This window comes from Streptococcus sp. oral taxon 064 (genome assembly GCF_001683375.1).
Taxonomy (GTDB): Bacteria; Bacillota; Bacilli; order Lactobacillales; family Streptococcaceae; genus Streptococcus; species Streptococcus oralis_S.
Genome location: NZ_CP016207.1, coordinates 892,708 through 909,501, shown reverse-complemented (window position 1 = coordinate 909,501; position 16,794 = coordinate 892,708). Strand labels below are relative to the sequence as shown.

The 16,794-nt window shown below is 39.7% G+C and carries 16 protein-coding genes and 1 pseudogene; 4 read left to right on the top strand and 13 right to left on the bottom strand.

The genetic code is table 11. The features are described from left to right. Window positions 1–7: 7 nt before the first annotated feature. Complete coding sequence (locus tag AXF18_RS04585; protein WP_065371544.1) at window positions 8–1,012, bottom strand: uroporphyrinogen decarboxylase family protein; 1,005 nt, start codon at window positions 1,010–1,012, stop codon at window positions 8–10. A gap of 367 nt (window positions 1,013–1,379) precedes the next feature. Between AXF18_RS04585 and AXF18_RS04580 the strand changes: the two genes are divergently transcribed. Beyond that, on the top strand, window positions 1,380–2,237 hold the full coding sequence (locus tag AXF18_RS04580; RefSeq protein ID WP_065371543.1) for a 5'-nucleotidase, lipoprotein e(P4) family: 858 nt from the start codon (window positions 1,380–1,382) through the stop codon (window positions 2,235–2,237). 367 nt (window positions 2,238–2,604) lie between these two features. After that, complete coding sequence (locus tag AXF18_RS10085; RefSeq protein WP_157090878.1) at window positions 2,605–2,772, top strand: hypothetical protein; 168 nt, start codon at window positions 2,605–2,607, stop codon at window positions 2,770–2,772. On the opposite strand, the pseudogene AXF18_RS04575 reads toward AXF18_RS10085, so the two are convergent. The 5 genes and pseudogenes from AXF18_RS04575 to AXF18_RS04555 all read right to left on the bottom strand — a co-directional run. Beyond that, window positions 2,768–2,959: pseudogene (locus AXF18_RS04575) on the bottom strand (DUF1643 domain-containing protein); the annotation flags it as partial. The gene AXF18_RS10085 and the pseudogene AXF18_RS04575 sit on opposite strands and share 5 nt — an antisense overlap. Window positions 2,960–3,208: 249 nt before the next feature. Next, entirely contained in the window at window positions 3,209–3,832 is a 624-nt protein-coding gene (locus AXF18_RS04570; RefSeq protein ID WP_065371542.1) for a hypothetical protein, read from the bottom strand. A gap of 3 nt (window positions 3,833–3,835) precedes the next feature. Beyond that, window positions 3,836–4,288, bottom strand: coding sequence for a hypothetical protein (locus AXF18_RS04565; RefSeq protein WP_065371541.1), 453 nt, complete (start codon window positions 4,286–4,288; stop codon window positions 3,836–3,838). A 24-nt stretch (window positions 4,289–4,312) separates the two neighbouring features. After that, the gene (locus AXF18_RS04560) at window positions 4,313–4,810 is read right to left on the bottom strand and encodes a hypothetical protein (protein WP_065371540.1); all 498 of its coding nucleotides are present in this window, start codon (window positions 4,808–4,810) and stop codon (window positions 4,313–4,315) included. A gap of 151 nt (window positions 4,811–4,961) precedes the next feature. After that, the gene (locus tag AXF18_RS04555) at window positions 4,962–5,501 is read right to left on the bottom strand and encodes a hypothetical protein (RefSeq protein WP_065371539.1); all 540 of its coding nucleotides are present in this window, start codon (window positions 5,499–5,501) and stop codon (window positions 4,962–4,964) included. A gap of 500 nt (window positions 5,502–6,001) precedes the next feature. On the opposite strand from AXF18_RS04555, the gene AXF18_RS04550 reads away from it, so the two are divergent. Further along, the gene (locus AXF18_RS04550) at window positions 6,002–6,808 is read left to right on the top strand and encodes a hypothetical protein (RefSeq protein ID WP_247936316.1); all 807 of its coding nucleotides are present in this window, start codon (window positions 6,002–6,004) and stop codon (window positions 6,806–6,808) included. A gap of 68 nt (window positions 6,809–6,876) precedes the next feature. Here the strand turns inward: AXF18_RS04550 and AXF18_RS04545 are convergent, their stop codons facing one another. Further along, window positions 6,877–7,662 carry a hypothetical protein gene (locus AXF18_RS04545; protein WP_065371538.1) on the bottom strand — a complete coding sequence of 262 codons (786 nt, stop codon included), beginning with the start codon at window positions 7,660–7,662 and terminating at the stop codon, window positions 6,877–6,879. A gap of 376 nt (window positions 7,663–8,038) precedes the next feature. Beyond that, window positions 8,039–9,847 (bottom strand): glutamine--fructose-6-phosphate transaminase (isomerizing), encoded by a 1,809-nt coding sequence (glmS, locus tag AXF18_RS04540; protein WP_049500698.1) that lies wholly within the window; start codon window positions 9,845–9,847, stop codon window positions 8,039–8,041. A 215-nt stretch (window positions 9,848–10,062) separates the two neighbouring features. Here glmS and AXF18_RS04535 point away from each other — a divergent pair, with 215 nt between their 5' ends. After that, entirely contained in the window at window positions 10,063–10,476 is a 414-nt protein-coding gene (locus tag AXF18_RS04535; RefSeq protein ID WP_000264204.1) for an EamA family transporter, read from the top strand. A 38-nt stretch (window positions 10,477–10,514) separates the two neighbouring features. On the opposite strand, the gene AXF18_RS04530 is transcribed toward AXF18_RS04535, so the two are convergent. The 5 genes from AXF18_RS04530 to AXF18_RS04510 form a co-directional block, all read right to left on the bottom strand. Continuing rightward, window positions 10,515–11,894, bottom strand: a complete 1,380-nt coding sequence (locus AXF18_RS04530) for a glycoside hydrolase family 1 protein (protein ID WP_065371537.1) — start codon at window positions 11,892–11,894, stop codon at window positions 10,515–10,517. A 98-nt stretch (window positions 11,895–11,992) separates the two neighbouring features. Beyond that, window positions 11,993–13,846, bottom strand: coding sequence for a proline--tRNA ligase (locus tag AXF18_RS04525; RefSeq protein ID WP_065371536.1), 1,854 nt, complete (start codon window positions 13,844–13,846; stop codon window positions 11,993–11,995). A gap of 16 nt (window positions 13,847–13,862) precedes the next feature. Continuing rightward, the gene (rseP, locus tag AXF18_RS04520; RefSeq protein WP_065371535.1) at window positions 13,863–15,119 is read right to left on the bottom strand and encodes an RIP metalloprotease RseP; all 1,257 of its coding nucleotides are present in this window, start codon (window positions 15,117–15,119) and stop codon (window positions 13,863–13,865) included. 15 nt (window positions 15,120–15,134) lie between these two features. Then, window positions 15,135–15,938 (bottom strand): phosphatidate cytidylyltransferase, encoded by an 804-nt coding sequence (locus AXF18_RS04515; protein ID WP_000159120.1) that lies wholly within the window; start codon window positions 15,936–15,938, stop codon window positions 15,135–15,137. Window positions 15,939–15,946: 8 nt separating this feature from the next. Then, window positions 15,947–16,705 (bottom strand): isoprenyl transferase, encoded by a 759-nt coding sequence (locus AXF18_RS04510; RefSeq protein ID WP_000466705.1) that lies wholly within the window; start codon window positions 16,703–16,705, stop codon window positions 15,947–15,949. Window positions 16,706–16,794 lie beyond the last annotated feature (89 nt).

The window sequence follows — 16,794 nt, the reverse complement described above, 5'->3', positions numbered from 1 at the left end:
CCTCCTTTTAGAGAACAGCTGCCTGCCGAATCCAGTCCAACCTCTCTAAGTCAAAGTCATCTGGAACAGTACAGTCAGCTCCCAGAAGAACGCCTTTACTACCAGCTTCAGCCAGCAACCGTCTTGTTTCATCTTGCAATTCCGCCTTGGAACCTTGATAAAGCAAGCTTTTCTTGCCGTTTTCAAATCCACCTAAAACGGCCTTGCCTGGAAACAACTCCTGCCCCTGTGTCAAACTAACATCCTCATGGTGGGTCGCCCAGTTGACCACTTGAGCTGGATAGTCCTTAAATATCGTCACATCATTGCTCGCACCTTCAAAACCACAGATATGGAGGATATTGGTCCCACCCACCTGATTAGCTGCCTCCAAAATCGCTATATTGCTCGGTTCGATATAGGTTTGGTAGAGTGCTGGTGTGATGCGCTCATCTTGAATTTCCTGGGTACTGAGGTAAATCCCGTCAACACCGCCTTGCTGGATGATTTTCTGAGTTAGGATAGCAATATCTCCTGCAATCACGTCTAGAATAGCTCTAAATTGCTCAGGATTTTCAAGCAATAGATCAGCTACTTCCCTATCTCCTCGAGAAGTTTCTGTGCGGAACCAGCGCTTGAGGTAGGAGATTGGTGAAAAGATATTGTAGAAAGAAGCAATCTCTTCGGTAAAGGTCTCTCGAATCGATTGTACCACTTCCACCTGTTGCTGAATCCATGGGTGTTCCTCACCAATCGACTCAATAGAAGTCAGCTCCCGAATGCTTGCAATCTTAGGATTATAGACATTACTTGGATAAAGGAAAAAACCATCGCTCATAATTTTGACAAAATCAGGGCGAATCCTTTCCACATAGCTGCGATGCCCATCAACACTTTTTTGAAAGATACGTGGATTATTTAATCCCTGCCCCTTTTCTTCGAGTGTTACAAAATGAAACCAAAATCCGACAGGAACTCTTTCCACTTCATCGCCTCGAATCGCTCTAAAGACTAAATCTCTTTTGCTTGCCATACCTCTCTCCTTCCATTTGGATTGAAACCATCTTACCACTCCTTTTCCCCTTTTCCCAATATATATTGACTATCAACTCGATTGGAAATTTTTATATCTATAAAGAAAAAAATCCCTGAAAAGCTTGATGTTACTAGCCTTTCAAAGATTCTCTTTATTTTCATCTATTTTTCAAAAAGGAGCTGATATAGATTTTCTATCAAGTCGATTGGATTTTTTTATATCCATCTTCATTCCAAAATTAAGTACATAATTTTATCCTAATACCAAATTACTACTGAAAAATTTATTTTCTCTCGATATTTCCTTGCACAAATCCCATGAAAACGCTACAATATTAATAGACTATTATTAGGAGGATGGGATTATGAAAATATCCAAAGTTACCATTACAATTGCTTCTACACTTGCTTCCGTCATTTTACTGACTGGCTGTGGCACAAATTCAGCAAATTCACAGACAACACAAAGCAGTACATCTGATAATCAGGTTACCATGACCTATGATCAGTTGCGTTCAAGAGAAAATACTATGTCAACTCTTTGGTATCAAAAAGCAGCTGAAACCAAGGCGCTCTATCTACAAGGTTACAATGTCGCTACTAATCGTTTGAAAGAACTACTAAAAACACAGACAGATAAACCCTACTCTATCGTTTTGGACTTAGACGAAACCGTATTAGACAATAGCCCTTATCAAGCGCAAAATGTCAAAGATGGAACAGCATTTACCCCAGAAAACTGGGATGTCTGGGTAAAAAAAGCCGCAGCCAAGGCTGTACCAGGTGCTAAAGACTTCCTCCAATTTGCAGACCAAAACGGTGTCCAAATTTACTATGTATCTGACCGCACGATAGACCAGGTAGATGATACGATCAAAAACCTAGAAAATGAAGGAATTCCTGTACAAAGCCGCGATCATCTCATGTTCTTAGAAAAAGGCGTCAAATCTAAAGAAGGTCGTAGACAAGCAGTCCAAGAAAAAACCAACTTAGTCATGCTACTAGGAGACAATCTTGTGGACTTTGCAGAGTTTTCAAAGACCTCTGAAACTGAGCGCGACCAAAAATTAGAGGAATTACAAAAAGAATTTGGTGAGAAATTCATCATTTTCCCTAACCCAATGTACGGATCATGGGAAAGTACTGTTTACAATGGTAATAAATTGGATGCCAAGGGTCAAACTGAAGAGCGCCAAAAAAACTTACAAGGTTTTGATAAATAAAATAAGGGAGCTATCTACCAGTTTACACCAATCACAGCTCACAGCTCACAGCTCACAGCTCACAGCTCACAGCTCACAGCTCACAGCTCACAGCTCACAGCTCACAGCTCACAGCTCACAGCCTGCTATAAGAGACAGGCTCACAGCTCACAGCTCACAGCTCACAGCTCACAGCTCACAGCTCACAGCTCACAGCTCACAGCTCACAGCTCACAGCTCACAGCTCACAGCTCACAGCTCACAGCTCACAGCTCACAGCTCACGCTGATTATGTAATCAAGCGTATTTTTTGTCAAGCCCTAAAACAGACTTTTTCACATTTTTGTGAGAAGGTCTTTTCTGTTGTTTCTGAAAGGGAAATTGCAAGATGAAACGTATTGATATTATAGAAAAAATAGGAAAAGATTACCTTGTTTCAAATATTGAAAATGAGGAATTTAGCTACCAAATTTCAAGTATTTGTTGTGGGGTATGCAATGCTTTTCTTTATTCTTTTATAGATTGTTGGTGGTTAGTTAATAAAAGTTCTAAATGATTAATTTACCATATCTCCATCTTTTGGAGTAACCTATACATTTTCGAATAGTCTGATCATCCGTCTCCTCATCAGCTATCGAAGGATTTAACCCAATAAATACCACTGTTGGTTTTGTTTCATCCCAAATTCGTGTGAGAACATATCTATACTTTCTATCAGTTGATAAAATAGCACTCTTCTCCATATTTCCCCCATTTATTTCCTAATTTATTTTTCCTCATTTTCAACTTCGGATTATATCACTTTGAATATAAGATTAAAGACAATCGCCAGCACGTAAAGTATTACTGGTACTATTAATGCGTTGACTTTAAACTTTTTTTGATAAATTCCAATTAAAGTAAAAAATAGAATGACACTTGCTACGACATATAACATATATTTCTCCTAATCTATACAAACCGAATCAACTCAATGGACTGTTTGTTGTTCCTTACCCAAAAGCCTTTCCTACGTGTCCACCATAGTAACGCTTGATATCGACTTGATGTTCAGAAGTGAAGTAGTTCCCAACCCAGAAAATGCTAGCAGCATCTTTCTTAGTAGATTTAACAATAAATTGAACCACTCCAGATGATTTTGATTCATAAACCTCGATATCATCAACGTTCACATCATATCCATTCTGTTGGAAAGACACAGCAAAAGCAATTATCATATCATGTGTAGCCATTTTTAGATGATTTTCATGTGAGTAGCCAAACTCTAAATCATGAGCTCTCTTACATTCCTTGATGACAACCTTAAAAGCATCTTTCACCTCTTTTTCAATACTAGGATCTACCTTATGTCCTGCCATTTCAAGAGCTCTAAAAGCTTCATTATAACTCTTATCGTCTTCTGTGATCTCTTCTCTTAATTTTCCTTTTTCTTGTTGCTTTTGCTCCACAGTATCCTGTGTAGTTTCTGTTTGTTGAGTAGTTTGCTCTGTTAGTTGTTGCGCAGTTTCCTTTTCTGCCTTCATATATTTAAGGTAAAATACTCCAGAAACACTTCCAACAACTACTAAGCTAGCCAGGACAGCTGCAATTAAAAATATACTTTTTTGTTTAAACATCAATTATTTCTCCTCGTCATCTTGTTTTAAATCAACAATAAAAAAAACTAATAGAGCAGGGGAAAGAAAACACAGTACAATAGAAAGAATAAATTCAACAATCGCTTTCCCAAGTGCCTTGGTCGGTCCTGCAATCGAGATACCTCCTTGCAGGGTCAAGAAGAAATAGTCTTTATAATACCAATATCCAGCAGATATAACTGCAAATAAAGCAAATCCAATCATCCACTTAAATAGTAATTCCACCTTGGCACTATATTCTTGATACTCCTTGTCTTTCTTTGCTTTGATAAACGCTTGTTTTTTTCTTTCTTCCTCTCTCTTCTCTTTTTCCTCTTTTTCTAAGAGTTCTTGCTTTAGAATTTCAATAACCTCATCATTTGAAAGTCCTTCGAATTTACTTTTAGGTCTTTTCTCGTCCCCGTCCCAATAATCAAAAATGTTATAGTCGTCCATAGCTTTTCTTTCCTTTCTTTTCTCTTACAATCGCCCTACTATGGCACCTACGATTGAGAATATCCCTCCAAAGAATAGGATAGGCATAATCACTGCAAGTCCAGCCAGAATAGGTAAGACACTAATAATACCATTAATAATCCACATTATAATAGAATATATAGGAATGATGATACCTGCACCTAGAATAACTGTGGTAGGGATAAGGAATAGGAAGACAATTCCAAAAATACCAATCAAGCGAAACACTCTTCCATAGACTTTTTCATTTTCCTCGCCTGCTAAAAAACATATTGAAGCAAAGCAACCAGTTACACAAGCAAAAATCAAAATAAAATAATCTACTTCTAGATTTAGCTTTCTTTGTAGTAGTCCTGTAAACTCACTCAATGAAAAAATCATAAAAGTTCCAATTCCTTGCCACAACAGAATGAAAAAAGTCAAATTTAGTCCGTTTACTATTGGGTACAACAATAGTGATTTCGCATAGTCAATTAAAAATAAATAAATGTTTTCTACCATTTTGGTTTGGCTCCTTGTTATTCATATATTTCTATTTTACATAATTTCTGATTTTCTAGCAATAAACCGTGGCTTAGACTTTAAAATGCAACCCGAAAGTTAAACAGAAGAAATCTAACTTTCGGAGTGCGGTACATTAAATATTGGAGCTTTAAATTTCTACTTCAGCAATTGGTTTGCGATAGCGAGGCGAATGAGCATAGTGGCAATAGAGTTTTCCTAAATCAAGTCTAGGCTTAAACTCTTCAAAGTCACTTGCTAGTACATAGCAAGGCTTATAGATACAACTGAATGTGATAGATACTTCCTCTCTTAAATCCTCTATGAGCATTTCTAATGTTTCATACTCGTAGATACGTACTATCTCTCCTCTACTCTCAAATAGTGCCTTAACAACAATAGAAGTACCATTACCATAAAAGACAGTATTATAGGCGATATTCTCGTAGTCTTTCATTTCCAGACGATAATATCTATCTGCTCTTGTATTTTCGATAGATACTTCTTTAGGAATCATATAAAAATATCTGCTCTTTTCTACTGCTAGCGTGAACCGTCTACGCACTTCCAACTGCTTTAAGTATTCGTCAACTCCACTACCGATAGTCAATGCTTTTTGGATAATCGAGGCTTTATCTGAAGAGTTGTTTTTGTCTAACCATTGTCCTAAAAATCTATGAACATATACCATAATTTCTTCTCCTTGTTATTCGTATATTTAAATTTTACATAATTTTTCTTTTCCTCGCAACAAACTTGGTACTACGATAGAATTTTGGGCTCTTTTAAACTTTAAATCTTAATACGAAAAATAATTTAAATACGCTTCACCTTAAGTAATTTTGAAAAACTCAAGTATCCATTATAATATTCTTGTTGTTTCTTCATAGTTGAAACAAAGGCCAACTTTACAGGAACTGCATTGGCTCTCGAATGTTTAAAACTTAAATCTTCTGATTGAGGTATAAATCTTAATTTATCCTCTAAACAGTTATAAACATTCTATGACATAATTAAATTACGAAATATTTGCAGAAGCATCATTACAAAACATTCGTAGATTGTATGTCTTACTCTTTTTTATGATAAACCATTTACAAAATTTCAGATTCAGTAAAGTATTAATTGAAAACTCTTGCTCTATATGATATGCTAAATATATCAAAATTAAACATATATAAGAAATAGAAAGTGCAGGCAGAGCCAATGAGTGATGTTAATGAAGTGATTAGTCTGTATAAATCAAGTTCATTTTATAAAAAATATAAAGATACATATTTTTCTGATATTATTTTAAGAGATGCTCTTAAATGCAAGATTACCATACATAGATATTACGGACTAAGTAAAATGAGTTATGAAGATGTACATAGATTATCTACTGATGTTTTACGAGATTTATTAAATGGATTTGCCAAGGAAGTAGATTTCAATGATATAGAACTATTCTGGAAAATGATTCATGCGTTTTATATTGATCTAGATTCAAAGGGATTGCGAGAACTGAATGGAATTCAATGTACAGCAGATGGTCTATTTTCTATCTGTAGAATATACAAAAAAAATGGGATTGACAACCTAACTGTTGAAGAATACGATATGTATCGTAAAAAACCAATATTCTTTTTCCCTCGAGAACTGAATGGAATTAACAGTAGGCGCCATTCTGTTTTCGGTGATAGAATTGACTATACACTATATGATATTAAGTTATATCTAGATGCAAAAACGGAAGAAGAACGAAACCAGTGTAAGTTAATTTCTACATATAAATTACCAAAGACAAAAATATGGTTAGAAAAACTGGGAACTTTCAAAAATTTAGTTGATTGGTACGGCATAGAAGGGATTTTTGTAAATGATAATTACGATGTTTATGATATTGAACGAGGAAACGGAAAAGTGATTTCAGCTCACCTCGATAAATATGATAGGGATTGGAGCGAAAATTACTATAGAAACCTACAAGAATATGTTGTTCGATTCATAAGGAAATGAATACTATGATTTTTGTACTTTATCCTAAAAGTTAAATAGAAAAAGCTAATTTTAGGAGTTAATACAATCTAAATACGCTTCACCTTAAGTAATTTTGAAAAACTCAAGTATCCATTTAAATATTCTTGTTTTTTCTTCATGGTAGAAACAAAGGCCAACTTTACAGGAACTGCATTGGCTCTTGAATGTTTAAAACTCAATTCTTCTGATTGTGGGATAAATCTTAATTCATCCTCCAAATATCTATACACTCTTTCAGGAATTACTAAATTACAGATATACTTCGCATGATCATTGTTTCGAAACATTCGTAAGTAGTACTTCTTATCAGTCTTTCCTATAAACACCTTACATTCTCCATAGTACATAGTCAGGTGGGCAGATTCTTCTAATTCATTTAGGAGAAGGGATCTGCGAGGTAAATATTTTCTGATCCCATCCTTATTTTCTAAAACAATTTTTACATCAGAAATTTCGTTCTTATCTTGCGGAGCGTTGACGTTTCCTAACAGCTTTTCTCTAGTGACCTTTTCTTCCCAAATACGATTTAAAAGTTGCTCAGCAAAGTCTGCATCAATTTTCTCATAGTATTCTTTCAGTTCTATTTTCGAAGCAGATTCCAAAGAATATTCACATCCGTCACCATGAGGCGATTTAGGATGGCTCGATAGATAGACTTTCCCTTTTTTCTCATTTATCACTAAGTCCACTTTGTAACAACTTGGACAAAATAATTGGTTTTCATACTTAAGTTTTGTCCCAGCTTTATCATTTTGATATTCCTTTTGCAGATCATGAAGTTCTAATCTCTCATGATTGTAAATACAATATTGAAATTTATTTTTTGTAAACATAATGCTCCTTTCTAATTATCATCGATTAAATCTTATTTTAAAAAACTGAAATATGTAGTTATCTAAAACCACCATCTATTTCTCTTAAACAACACAAAAACGCTCTAGACAATATGACTAGAGCGTTTTCTATATATCCGAACATCTAATTTATTTCACAAAAATGTAGTCATTCGGTTGATTTTTATTGCAATACATTGAAATTTGAAAATTCAAGAATCGCCTTACATCAAGGTTTTTTCGTTTCTATTGAAACATAATGACCCTCTATTTTACTTCTTTTCAGGATAAATAACTTAGTTATTAATACAGTGACTCCCCACTCAAGTATACCAAGAGAGAGCAAAAAAGTCTAGATGAACTAGACTTTCTTAGTTTATTCTACTGTTACTGACTTAGCAAGGTTACGTGGTTTGTCCACATCAAGGCCACGGTGTAGCGTTGCGAAGTACGCAACCAATTGAGTTGGCACGACCATTGAGATTGGTGAGAGGTAAGGATGGACGGTCGTAAGGACGATATCGTCTGTCTCTTTAGCAACATTTTCTTCTGCAATAGTGAGAACCTTAGCACCACGGGCTGCGACCTCTTGGATATTTCCACGAGTGTGGTTAGCAAGGACTGGATCTGACAAGAGGGCCAAGACAGGTGTTCCTTCTTCAATCAAGGCAATGGTTCCGTGCTTGAGCTCTCCTGCCGCAAAGCCTTCACACTGGATGTAAGAAATCTCTTTGAGTTTGAGACTTGCTTCCATGGCTACGTAGTAATCTTGACCACGTCCGATGTAAAAAGCATTGCGAGTGGTTTCAAGAAGGTCACGAACCTTGGCATCAATGGTTTCTTTTTCAGAAAGAGTTGATTCGATAGACTGAGCTACGATTGACAACTCATGAACCAGGTCAAAGGCTTGAGCTTTGGCATTACCGTTTGCTTCTCCGACTGCTTTTGCAAGGAAGGCAAGGGCTGCGATTTGTGCTGTGTAGGCCTTGGTTGATGCCACGGCAATTTCAGGACCCGCGTGAAGGAGCATTGTATGGTTGGCTTCACGTGAAAGAGTTGAGCCTGGAACGTTTGTCACTGTCAAGCTTGGAATGCCCATTTCATTAGCCTTGACCAAAACCTGACGGCTATCAGCTGTTTCACCAGACTGGCTGATAAAGATGAAGAGCGGTTTCTTGCTGAGAAGTGGCATACCGTAGCCCCACTCAGATGAGATTCCAAGTTCAACAGGTGTATCCGTCAATTCTTCCAACATCTTCTTAGAAGCAAATCCTGCATGGTACGATGTTCCAGCTGCAAGGATGTAAATGCGATCTGCATCTTGAACAGCCTTGATGATAGCTGGATCTACAACAACTTGACCAGCCTCATCTGTGTAGGCTTGGATGAGTTTACGCATCACCGTTGGTTGCTCGTCGATTTCCTTGAGCATGTAGTAAGGATAAGTCCCCTTACCGATATCTGACAAGTCGAGCTCAGCAGTATAGCTAGCACGCTCACGACTGTTACCATCATAGTCTTGAACTTCGACGCTATCAGCCTTGACGATTACCAACTCTTGGTCATGAATTTCCATGTATTGGTTGGTCTCACGAATCATAGCCATAGCATCTGAGCAGACCATATTATAACCTTCTCCAAGACCAATCAAAAGTGGAGATTTATTTTTCGCCACGTAAATGACATCTGGATTTTCAGAGTCAATCAAGGCAAAGGCATAAGAACCACGGATGATGTGAAGGGCTTTTTTGAAGGCTTCAAGAACTGACAAACCATCTTCTTCTGCAAATTTCCCAATCAGGTGAACGGCAATTTCTGTATCGGTTTGCCCCTTGAAGTGGTGACCTGCAAGGTATTCTTCCTTGATTTCAAGGTAGTTTTCAATCACTCCATTGTGCACCAAGACAAAACGTCCTGTCTCAGAGCGGTGTGGGTGAGCATTTTCTTCCGTTGGTTTCCCGTGAGTCGCCCAACGCGTATGTCCGATACCAGTTGTTCCCTCAACACCAGCTGTCTTTGCAGACAATTCTGCGATACGACCAACAGCCTTGACTAGATGATTTTCAGCACCACCTAGGACAAAAATCCCCGCAGAATCATAACCACGGTATTCAAGCTTTTCAAGCCCTTGAATTAAAATATCAGTTGCATTTGTGTTTCCAACAACACCAACAATTCCACACATAGTATATACGACACAGACCAGCTGTGCTTTCTCCTTAAATTGGTATAGTCTAATTCTCGCTTTACGGAATCAGCAAAAACAGTATATACTTGTTTTTCTCACTTGTCAAGAATAAAAATTGGTATAGTTTTTCTATCTGGTATTTTATCAAACTTTCACTTGATACCTGACAAGTCAGCATCAATTACTTATAATAAAAAGAGGAGGTATTTGCCATGTGGTTTTTCTTCGCACTTTTATCAGCTATCTTTGCAGCCTTAACGTCAATTTTAGCCAAGATTGGGATTGAAGGAGTCCCATCCAATCTAGCAACCGCTATTCGTACAGTCGTCGTCATTCTGATGGCCTGGGCCATGGTTTTCTTGACCAATAGTCAGACCGAAATTGTCAACATCAGTAAAAAAAGTTGGCTCTTTCTCATCTTATCAGGCTTAGCCACTGGCGCCTCCTGGCTCTGCTACTACAAGGCCTTGCAGATGGGCAATGCGACTGAGGTATCTGCTGTCGATAAATTCAGTCTCGTCATTACCCTCGTTCTAGCCTTTTTCTTCCTACAGGATGTCCTGACGTTTAAAACAATTATTGGCTGTATCCTGATTACGATTGGGACCTTGGTGATGATATTGTAATAAAAAGTGAGATGAACACCATCTCACTCTTTTTATTCTTAAAATCCATTATGGTCGCTGAGTTCCTTGAACCAATGGCCTGATTTTTTTAGACGACGTTCCTGTGTTTCCAAGTCAAGCTCAACCAAACCGTAACGATTTTTATAGCTGTTGAGCCATGACCAGCAGTCAATAAAGGTCCATATTAAGTATCCTTTACAGTTGGCTCCATCTTCAATCGCACGGTGAAGTTCACGAAGATGTCCTTTGACAAAGTCAATACGGTAATCATCTTGAATCATCCCATCTTGACGGAATTTTTCTTCCCCTTCAACACCCATACCATTCTCTGTCAACATCCACTCAATATTACCATAATTTTCCTTGATATTTTGGGCAATATCATAAATCCCTTGCTCATAAATTTCCCATCCACGGTGAGGATTGATTTTACGGCCCGGCATGATATAAGGCTCGTAAAAATGTTCTGGCAAGAGGGGACTGTCTGGATGTTTAGCAAAACGTGGCGCCATGACACGCAAAGGCTGGTAGTAGTTAACTCCTAGGAAATCAACTGTATTCTCGCGAATGAATTCTAATTCTTCAACAGTATACTCTGGCAGCAAATCATGCTCAGCTAAAATCTCTACTAACTCTTCTGGATAAGCTCCCAAGACAGACGGATCTAGGAAAGATTGGGCTTGGAAGAGATCCGCAATGCGAGCAGCCTTGACATCTGCGGGATGCTGGCTACGTGGATAGGCTGGTGTCAAGTTGAGGACAATCCCAATCTTGGAATCAGGCAAAACTTCATGACAGGCCTTAACCGCAAGACTACTAGCCAGTTGCGTATGATAGGCAACCTTAACTGCTGCTTTGGCATCTACCTTGTGAGGATAGTGGGCATCGTAAAAATAGCCAAACTCTACGGGAACGATGGGCTCGTTAAAGGTAATCCATTGGTCCACCAAGTCACCGTATGTCTCAAAACAAAAACGAGCATAGTCTTCATAAGCCTTGACAGTTGCCTTATTTTCCCAACCATCGCCGTCTTCTTGGAGGGCAAAAGGCAGGTCGAAGTGATAGAGATTAACTAAGAGGAGAATGCCCTTGGCCTTAATGGCTTCAAAGACCTGACGGTAGAAAGCCACCCCTTGCGGATTGACCTCTTCACGGCCCTGTGGGAAAATACGAGACCACTGGATAGAAGTTCGGAAGGCTGTATGCCCAGTCTCTACCAAAAGCTCAATATCCTTTTCCCAGTTTTCGTAAAAAGTCGATGTTTTATCAGGTCCAATTCCATTGTAGTAACGATTTGGCTCTACTTGGAACCAATAATCCCAGAGATTGTCCCCCTTGCCGTCACCTGGCACTCGTCCTTCTGTCTGTGGTCCAGAAGTGGAGGAACCCCAAACAAAATCCTTTGGAAATTTTAGCATAGCTTTACCTCTTCATTTACTCATTTTCCCCATTATATAGAAAAAACAAGGTAAAAACTAGTTACATTTTTGCCTTGTTTTTCTTCTGATTATAGTTTTTATTTCTTGCTGAGGATTTCAAGCGTTTCAAGCAAGTTGTCTGCATGAACTTCGATGGTGTCACCAGTCGCCTTGATCTTAACTTCTACAATACCGTCAGCTGCTTTCTTCCCAACAGTAATACGGATTGGCAACCCAATCAAGTCACTATCGCTAAACTTCACTCCGACACGTTCGTTACGGTCGTCTGTCAAGACTTCGTAACCAGCTCCCATCAAGCTTGCTTCAAGTTTATCTGTCAAGGCTTGCGCTTCTTCATCTTTGACATTGACAGTAATCAAGTGCACATCAAATGGTGCTAATTCTTTAGGGAAGTTAACTCCCCAAGCATAACGGTATTCGCCTTTTGGCGTTTTATTGACAAAGAGGCGAGCGTGTTGCTCCATAACGGCTGAAAGGAGACGGCTAACACCGATACCGTAACAACCCATAATTATTGGCACAGCACGGCCATTTTCGTCCAAAACATCTGCGCCCATACTTGCTGAGTAGCGAGTTCCGAGTTTGAAAATATGACCGATCTCAATACCACGGGCGAAGTTTAAGACACCTTGTCCGTCTGGGGAAATTTCACCCTCACGAACTTCGCGGATATCTACATATTCTGCAGTAAAGTCACGACCTGGATTCACACCCGTCAAGTGGTAGCCATCTTCGTTAGCCCCCACAACAGCATTGCGAACATCTTGTACCTTACGGTCTGCAATGATTTTCACATTTTCTGGCAAACCAACTGGACCAAGTGAACCAAAGCCAGCTGAGATAACATTTGCTACTTCTTCCTCGCTCGCAACATCAAAGAAATCTGCACCCAAGTGGTTCTTCAACTTGACTTCATTGAGTTGGTCATTTCCAACTAGAAGGGCTGCAACAAGCTCACCATCTGCCATGTAGAAGAGGGTTTTGATTGTTTGTTCCTCTGGGACATTTAGGAAGGCTGCCACTTCATCGATGGATTTAACACCTGGAGTTTCCACTCGAGTCACTTCTTCTTCCGCAACGACACGGTTACTTGGTTTGTACTCGTTTGTTGCCATTTCTAAGTTAGCTGCATAGCTAGACTCACTTGAGTAGGCAATGGTGTCTTCACCAGAAACCATCCATTTGAGCAATTCTGCCTTGATTTCTTCTTGCACTTCTGCAGGAATTTCATCAAATGAGGCAACTGACTTGTCCAAGACAACCCAGCGGTCAAGGTCTGTACGAGCAGGAGTGATGGCCATAAATTCTTGGCTATCCTTACCACCCATGGCACCGCCGTCACCGATGATAGCCTTGAAATCCAAACCACTACGAGTGAAAATTCGTTCATAGGCCGCCTTGTACTCGTCATAAGTCACATCCAAACTATCGTAATTAGCATGGAAACTATAGCCGTCTTTCATGATAAATTCACGCGTACGGAGAAGCCCGTTACGTGGACGTTTTTCATCACGGTATTTCGGTTGAATTTGGTAGAGATTGAGTGGCAATTGCTTGTAAGACTTAACAGAATCACGGACAATAGCTGTAAAAGTCTCTTCGTGGGTCGGACCTAGAATAAAGTCTGACTTTTCACGGTTTTTCAGTTTATAAAGGTCTTCACCATAAGTTTCATAACGACCTGATTCACGCCAAAGATCGGCACTGAGAAGGGCAGGAGCCAACATCTCCACCGCACCAATCTTATCAAACTCTTGGCGCATGATATTCTTAGCCTTTTCAATCACACGGTTAGCGAGTGGCAGGTAAGAATAAACACCGGCAGAAACTTGACGGACATAACCAGCACGCAACATAAGGGCGTGGCTGATAACTTGAGCATCGCTTGGCATTTCGCGAAGCGTTGGGATTAGCATTTTACTTTGTTTCATAATATTCCTCGATTATCTAAAAGAAGAGTCGCATAATGTCATTCCAGGTCACAGCTAGCATCAAGACAACCATGATAACTACACCAGCCATGGTGACATAGGTTTCAATTTCTTGTTTAAGGGGTTTCCGGCGGATAGCCTCTAGGATGTTGAGCACAATCTTTCCACCATCCAAAGCCGGGATAGGAATCAAGTTAAAAATTCCAATATTGATGGAAATCATAGCTAGGAAGTAGAGGACATTCTCAAGACCATTTTTAGCAGCATCGCTACTTGCCTTAAAAATAGCAACGGGACCACCGAGTTTGTTCAAATCTGGATGGAAAATCAAGTTTTTCAGAGCCGAAAGGATGCGAAGTCCTGAGTCAGCAGCAGTTGTAAATCCACCAACAAACATGGATAGAAAGTCTGACTTGACTCCCGGTTGAACCCCAAGAATATAACGTCCTTGATTCTCTTCTGGAGTCACCGTGACTTGTTTTTCGCTACCATTTTCAGAAATGGTCACATCCAAGGTCGGGGCTGTCTTGTCCTTGGTATCTGCTTCCACAGCCTGGGTCAAGTCTTGCCAATTCTTAACCTCATGCGAGCCGACCTTGGTGATTTGAGCTGTCTCAGCTACGCCCACCTTAGCCAAAGCTCCCTCTGGCATGACATGAAAGAGATTGGTCTGAGTATCTCTAACACCGCCTTGCAAAAAGATCAAGATCCAAAAAACAATAACACCTAAGATAAAGTTATTCATGGGACCTGCAAAGTTGGTGATGAGCTTGCCCCAGATAGAAGCATTTTGATACTGTACATCCAAAGGAGCGATGCGCACTTCGGTTCCATCTGCCTCAACAACCGTTGCATCATGATCCACTGCAAAAGTCTTTTCTTCTTCCAAGACCAAGCCTTTAATGAAGAGCTTGTCTTCAAAGTCAAACTGGGTTACCTGCATAGGGAGAGCCGTTTGATCCAGTTTCTTCCCTGAGAGGTTAATCCGTTTGACCTTACCATCGTCGGCAAGTGTTAAACTGACCGGAGTTCCTGTCTTAATTTCTGTCGTATCATCACCCCAGCCTGCCATACGAACATAGCCTCCTAGAGGAAGAATTCGAATGGTATAAGCCGTGCCATCCTTACCGATATGGGAAAAAATCTTGGGCCCCATACCAATGGCAAATTCACGAACTAAAATGCCTGATTTCTTGGCAAAATAAAAATGTCCAAACTCATGCACCACCACAATAATCCCAAAAACGAGGATAAAGGTTAGCAATCCAATCATTCAATATTCCTTTCTTTAAAACAGGCCAAATAAGTGCATCATTGGAAACACAATCAGCATGCTGTCAAAGCGATCCAACACACCGCCATGTCCAGGGATAAATTTTCCAGAATCCTTAACACCGAAATGGCGTTTCATGGCACTCTCAATCAAGTCACCAAACTGACCTGCCACACTGAAGAAGGCAGCAAAGAGACTCATTCTATAAATCCCATAAGGAAGAGCAACTGTGCTGTCCACTAACATGAAAACTACTGTTATCAGTACCGCACCTAGAATACCACCGACAAAGCCCTCAATACTCTTATTAGGAGAAACTCTCGGTGCCAACTTATGTTTACCAAAATTCATCCCTGTCAGGTAGGCTGCGCTATCTGTCGCCCAAACGATAAAAAGGGCCAAAAGTACCTTGTCAAAACCTGCCACCCGAGCATCTAGTAAGGCATTGAAGCCAAAACCAACATAAAAGCTCACAGCAATTGGAAAAGCGGCATCTTCAATCGTATAGTTTTTACTGAAGACGGTCGTCCCTAGCATTATGGTAATCAAAACACTATAGGCAACCACATTCCCATCAACAGGCAAAAAAGTTAGGTAATTTTCTAAAGGAACTGTGAGAGCGAAGGTCGCAAAAAGAGTCAAAGCACCCTCAATGGTCATAGTCTTTAGCCCCTTCATGTGCAAGAGTTCATGGACACCTAGCATCGCTAACAAGCCAATCCCTATCTGCAACAGGAGCCCTCCCGCAAACAAGACTGGAAGGAAAATCGCCAGGGCCAATACCGCAAACAATGTTCTCTTTTGTAAATCCTTGGTCATATCTTCTCCTAAACTCCTCCAAAACGGCGATTGCGATGGTTAAAAGCAGCAATAGCTTCCTGCAAGGCGGCTTCATCAAAATCAGGCCACAAGGTATCCGTAAAGTAAAGCTCACTATAGGCTGCTTGCCATGGCAAGAAATTACTCAAACGCAACTCACCACTCGTACGGATAATCAAATCCGGATCCCGCAAATCCTTTGGCAGGTGTTGCGTGAAAAGATAGTCCCCAATCATATCTTCTGTGATATCACCAGGGTTGATTTTAGCATCTAGAACATCTTGAGCCAAGCCCTTAAGAGCCTGCGTAATTTCAGCACGACCACCATAGTTAAGCGCAAAATTGAGAATCAAACCCGTATTGTTCTTGGTCAACTCCTCTGCTTTTTTCAAAGCTTCAAAAGTCGGCTTAGGCAAACGGTCCGTCTCTCCAATCATCTGAATCTTAACGTTATTTGCATGCAATTCAGGAACGTAGTTGTCATAAAACTCAACGGGCAAGTTCATGATAAACTTGACTTCTTGATCTGGGCGTGTCCAATTTTCTGTTGAAAAGGCATAAACCGTGATGACCTTAACTCCCATCTTGTTAGCTGCCTTGGTCACTTTTTGGAGGGCTTCCATCCCCGCCTTATGACCAAAAACCCGTGGTTGCATCCGTTTTTTTGCCCAACGACCATTCCCATCCATGATGATGCCAATATGAGCAGGAACCTGTGTTGGAACCTCAACTTCTACAGCTTTATCTTTCTTAAAAAATCCAAACATGTTCTTATTCCTATTCAAAAATCTATCGTTTCATTATACCATATTTCCCTATTTTCTTCTATTGCTAAGTTATTAGCTCTCCTTACAGA

Coding starts and splice junctions, on each gene's coding strand:
- AXF18_RS04565 (WP_065371541.1), bottom strand. CDS start 4,288: ATGGACGACTATAACATTTTTGATTATTGGGACGGGGACGAGAAAAGA.
- AXF18_RS04580 (WP_065371543.1), top strand. CDS start 1,380: ATGAAAATATCCAAAGTTACCATTACAATTGCTTCTACACTTGCTTCC.
- AXF18_RS04585 (WP_065371544.1), bottom strand. CDS start 1,012: ATGGCAAGCAAAAGAGATTTAGTCTTTAGAGCGATTCGAGGCGATGAA.
- AXF18_RS04555 (WP_065371539.1), bottom strand. CDS start 5,501: ATGGTATATGTTCATAGATTTTTAGGACAATGGTTAGACAAAAACAAC.
- AXF18_RS04530 (WP_065371537.1), bottom strand. CDS start 11,894: ATGCTAAAATTTCCAAAGGATTTTGTTTGGGGTTCCTCCACTTCTGGA.
- AXF18_RS04560 (WP_065371540.1), bottom strand. CDS start 4,810: ATGGTAGAAAACATTTATTTATTTTTAATTGACTATGCGAAATCACTA.
- AXF18_RS04515 (WP_000159120.1), bottom strand. CDS start 15,938: ATGACCAAGGATTTACAAAAGAGAACATTGTTTGCGGTATTGGCCCTG.
- AXF18_RS04510 (WP_000466705.1), bottom strand. CDS start 16,705: ATGTTTGGATTTTTTAAGAAAGATAAAGCTGTAGAAGTTGAGGTTCCA.
- glmS (WP_049500698.1), bottom strand. CDS start 9,847: ATGTGTGGAATTGTTGGTGTTGTTGGAAACACAAATGCAACTGATATT.
- AXF18_RS04535 (WP_000264204.1), top strand. CDS start 10,063: ATGTGGTTTTTCTTCGCACTTTTATCAGCTATCTTTGCAGCCTTAACG.
- AXF18_RS04545 (WP_065371538.1), bottom strand. CDS start 7,662: ATGTTTACAAAAAATAAATTTCAATATTGTATTTACAATCATGAGAGA.
- rseP (WP_065371535.1), bottom strand. CDS start 15,119: ATGATTGGATTGCTAACCTTTATCCTCGTTTTTGGGATTATTGTGGTG.
- AXF18_RS04570 (WP_065371542.1), bottom strand. CDS start 3,832: ATGTTTAAACAAAAAAGTATATTTTTAATTGCAGCTGTCCTGGCTAGC.
- AXF18_RS04525 (WP_065371536.1), bottom strand. CDS start 13,846: ATGAAACAAAGTAAAATGCTAATCCCAACGCTTCGCGAAATGCCAAGC.
- AXF18_RS10085 (WP_157090878.1), top strand. CDS start 2,605: ATGAAACGTATTGATATTATAGAAAAAATAGGAAAAGATTACCTTGTT.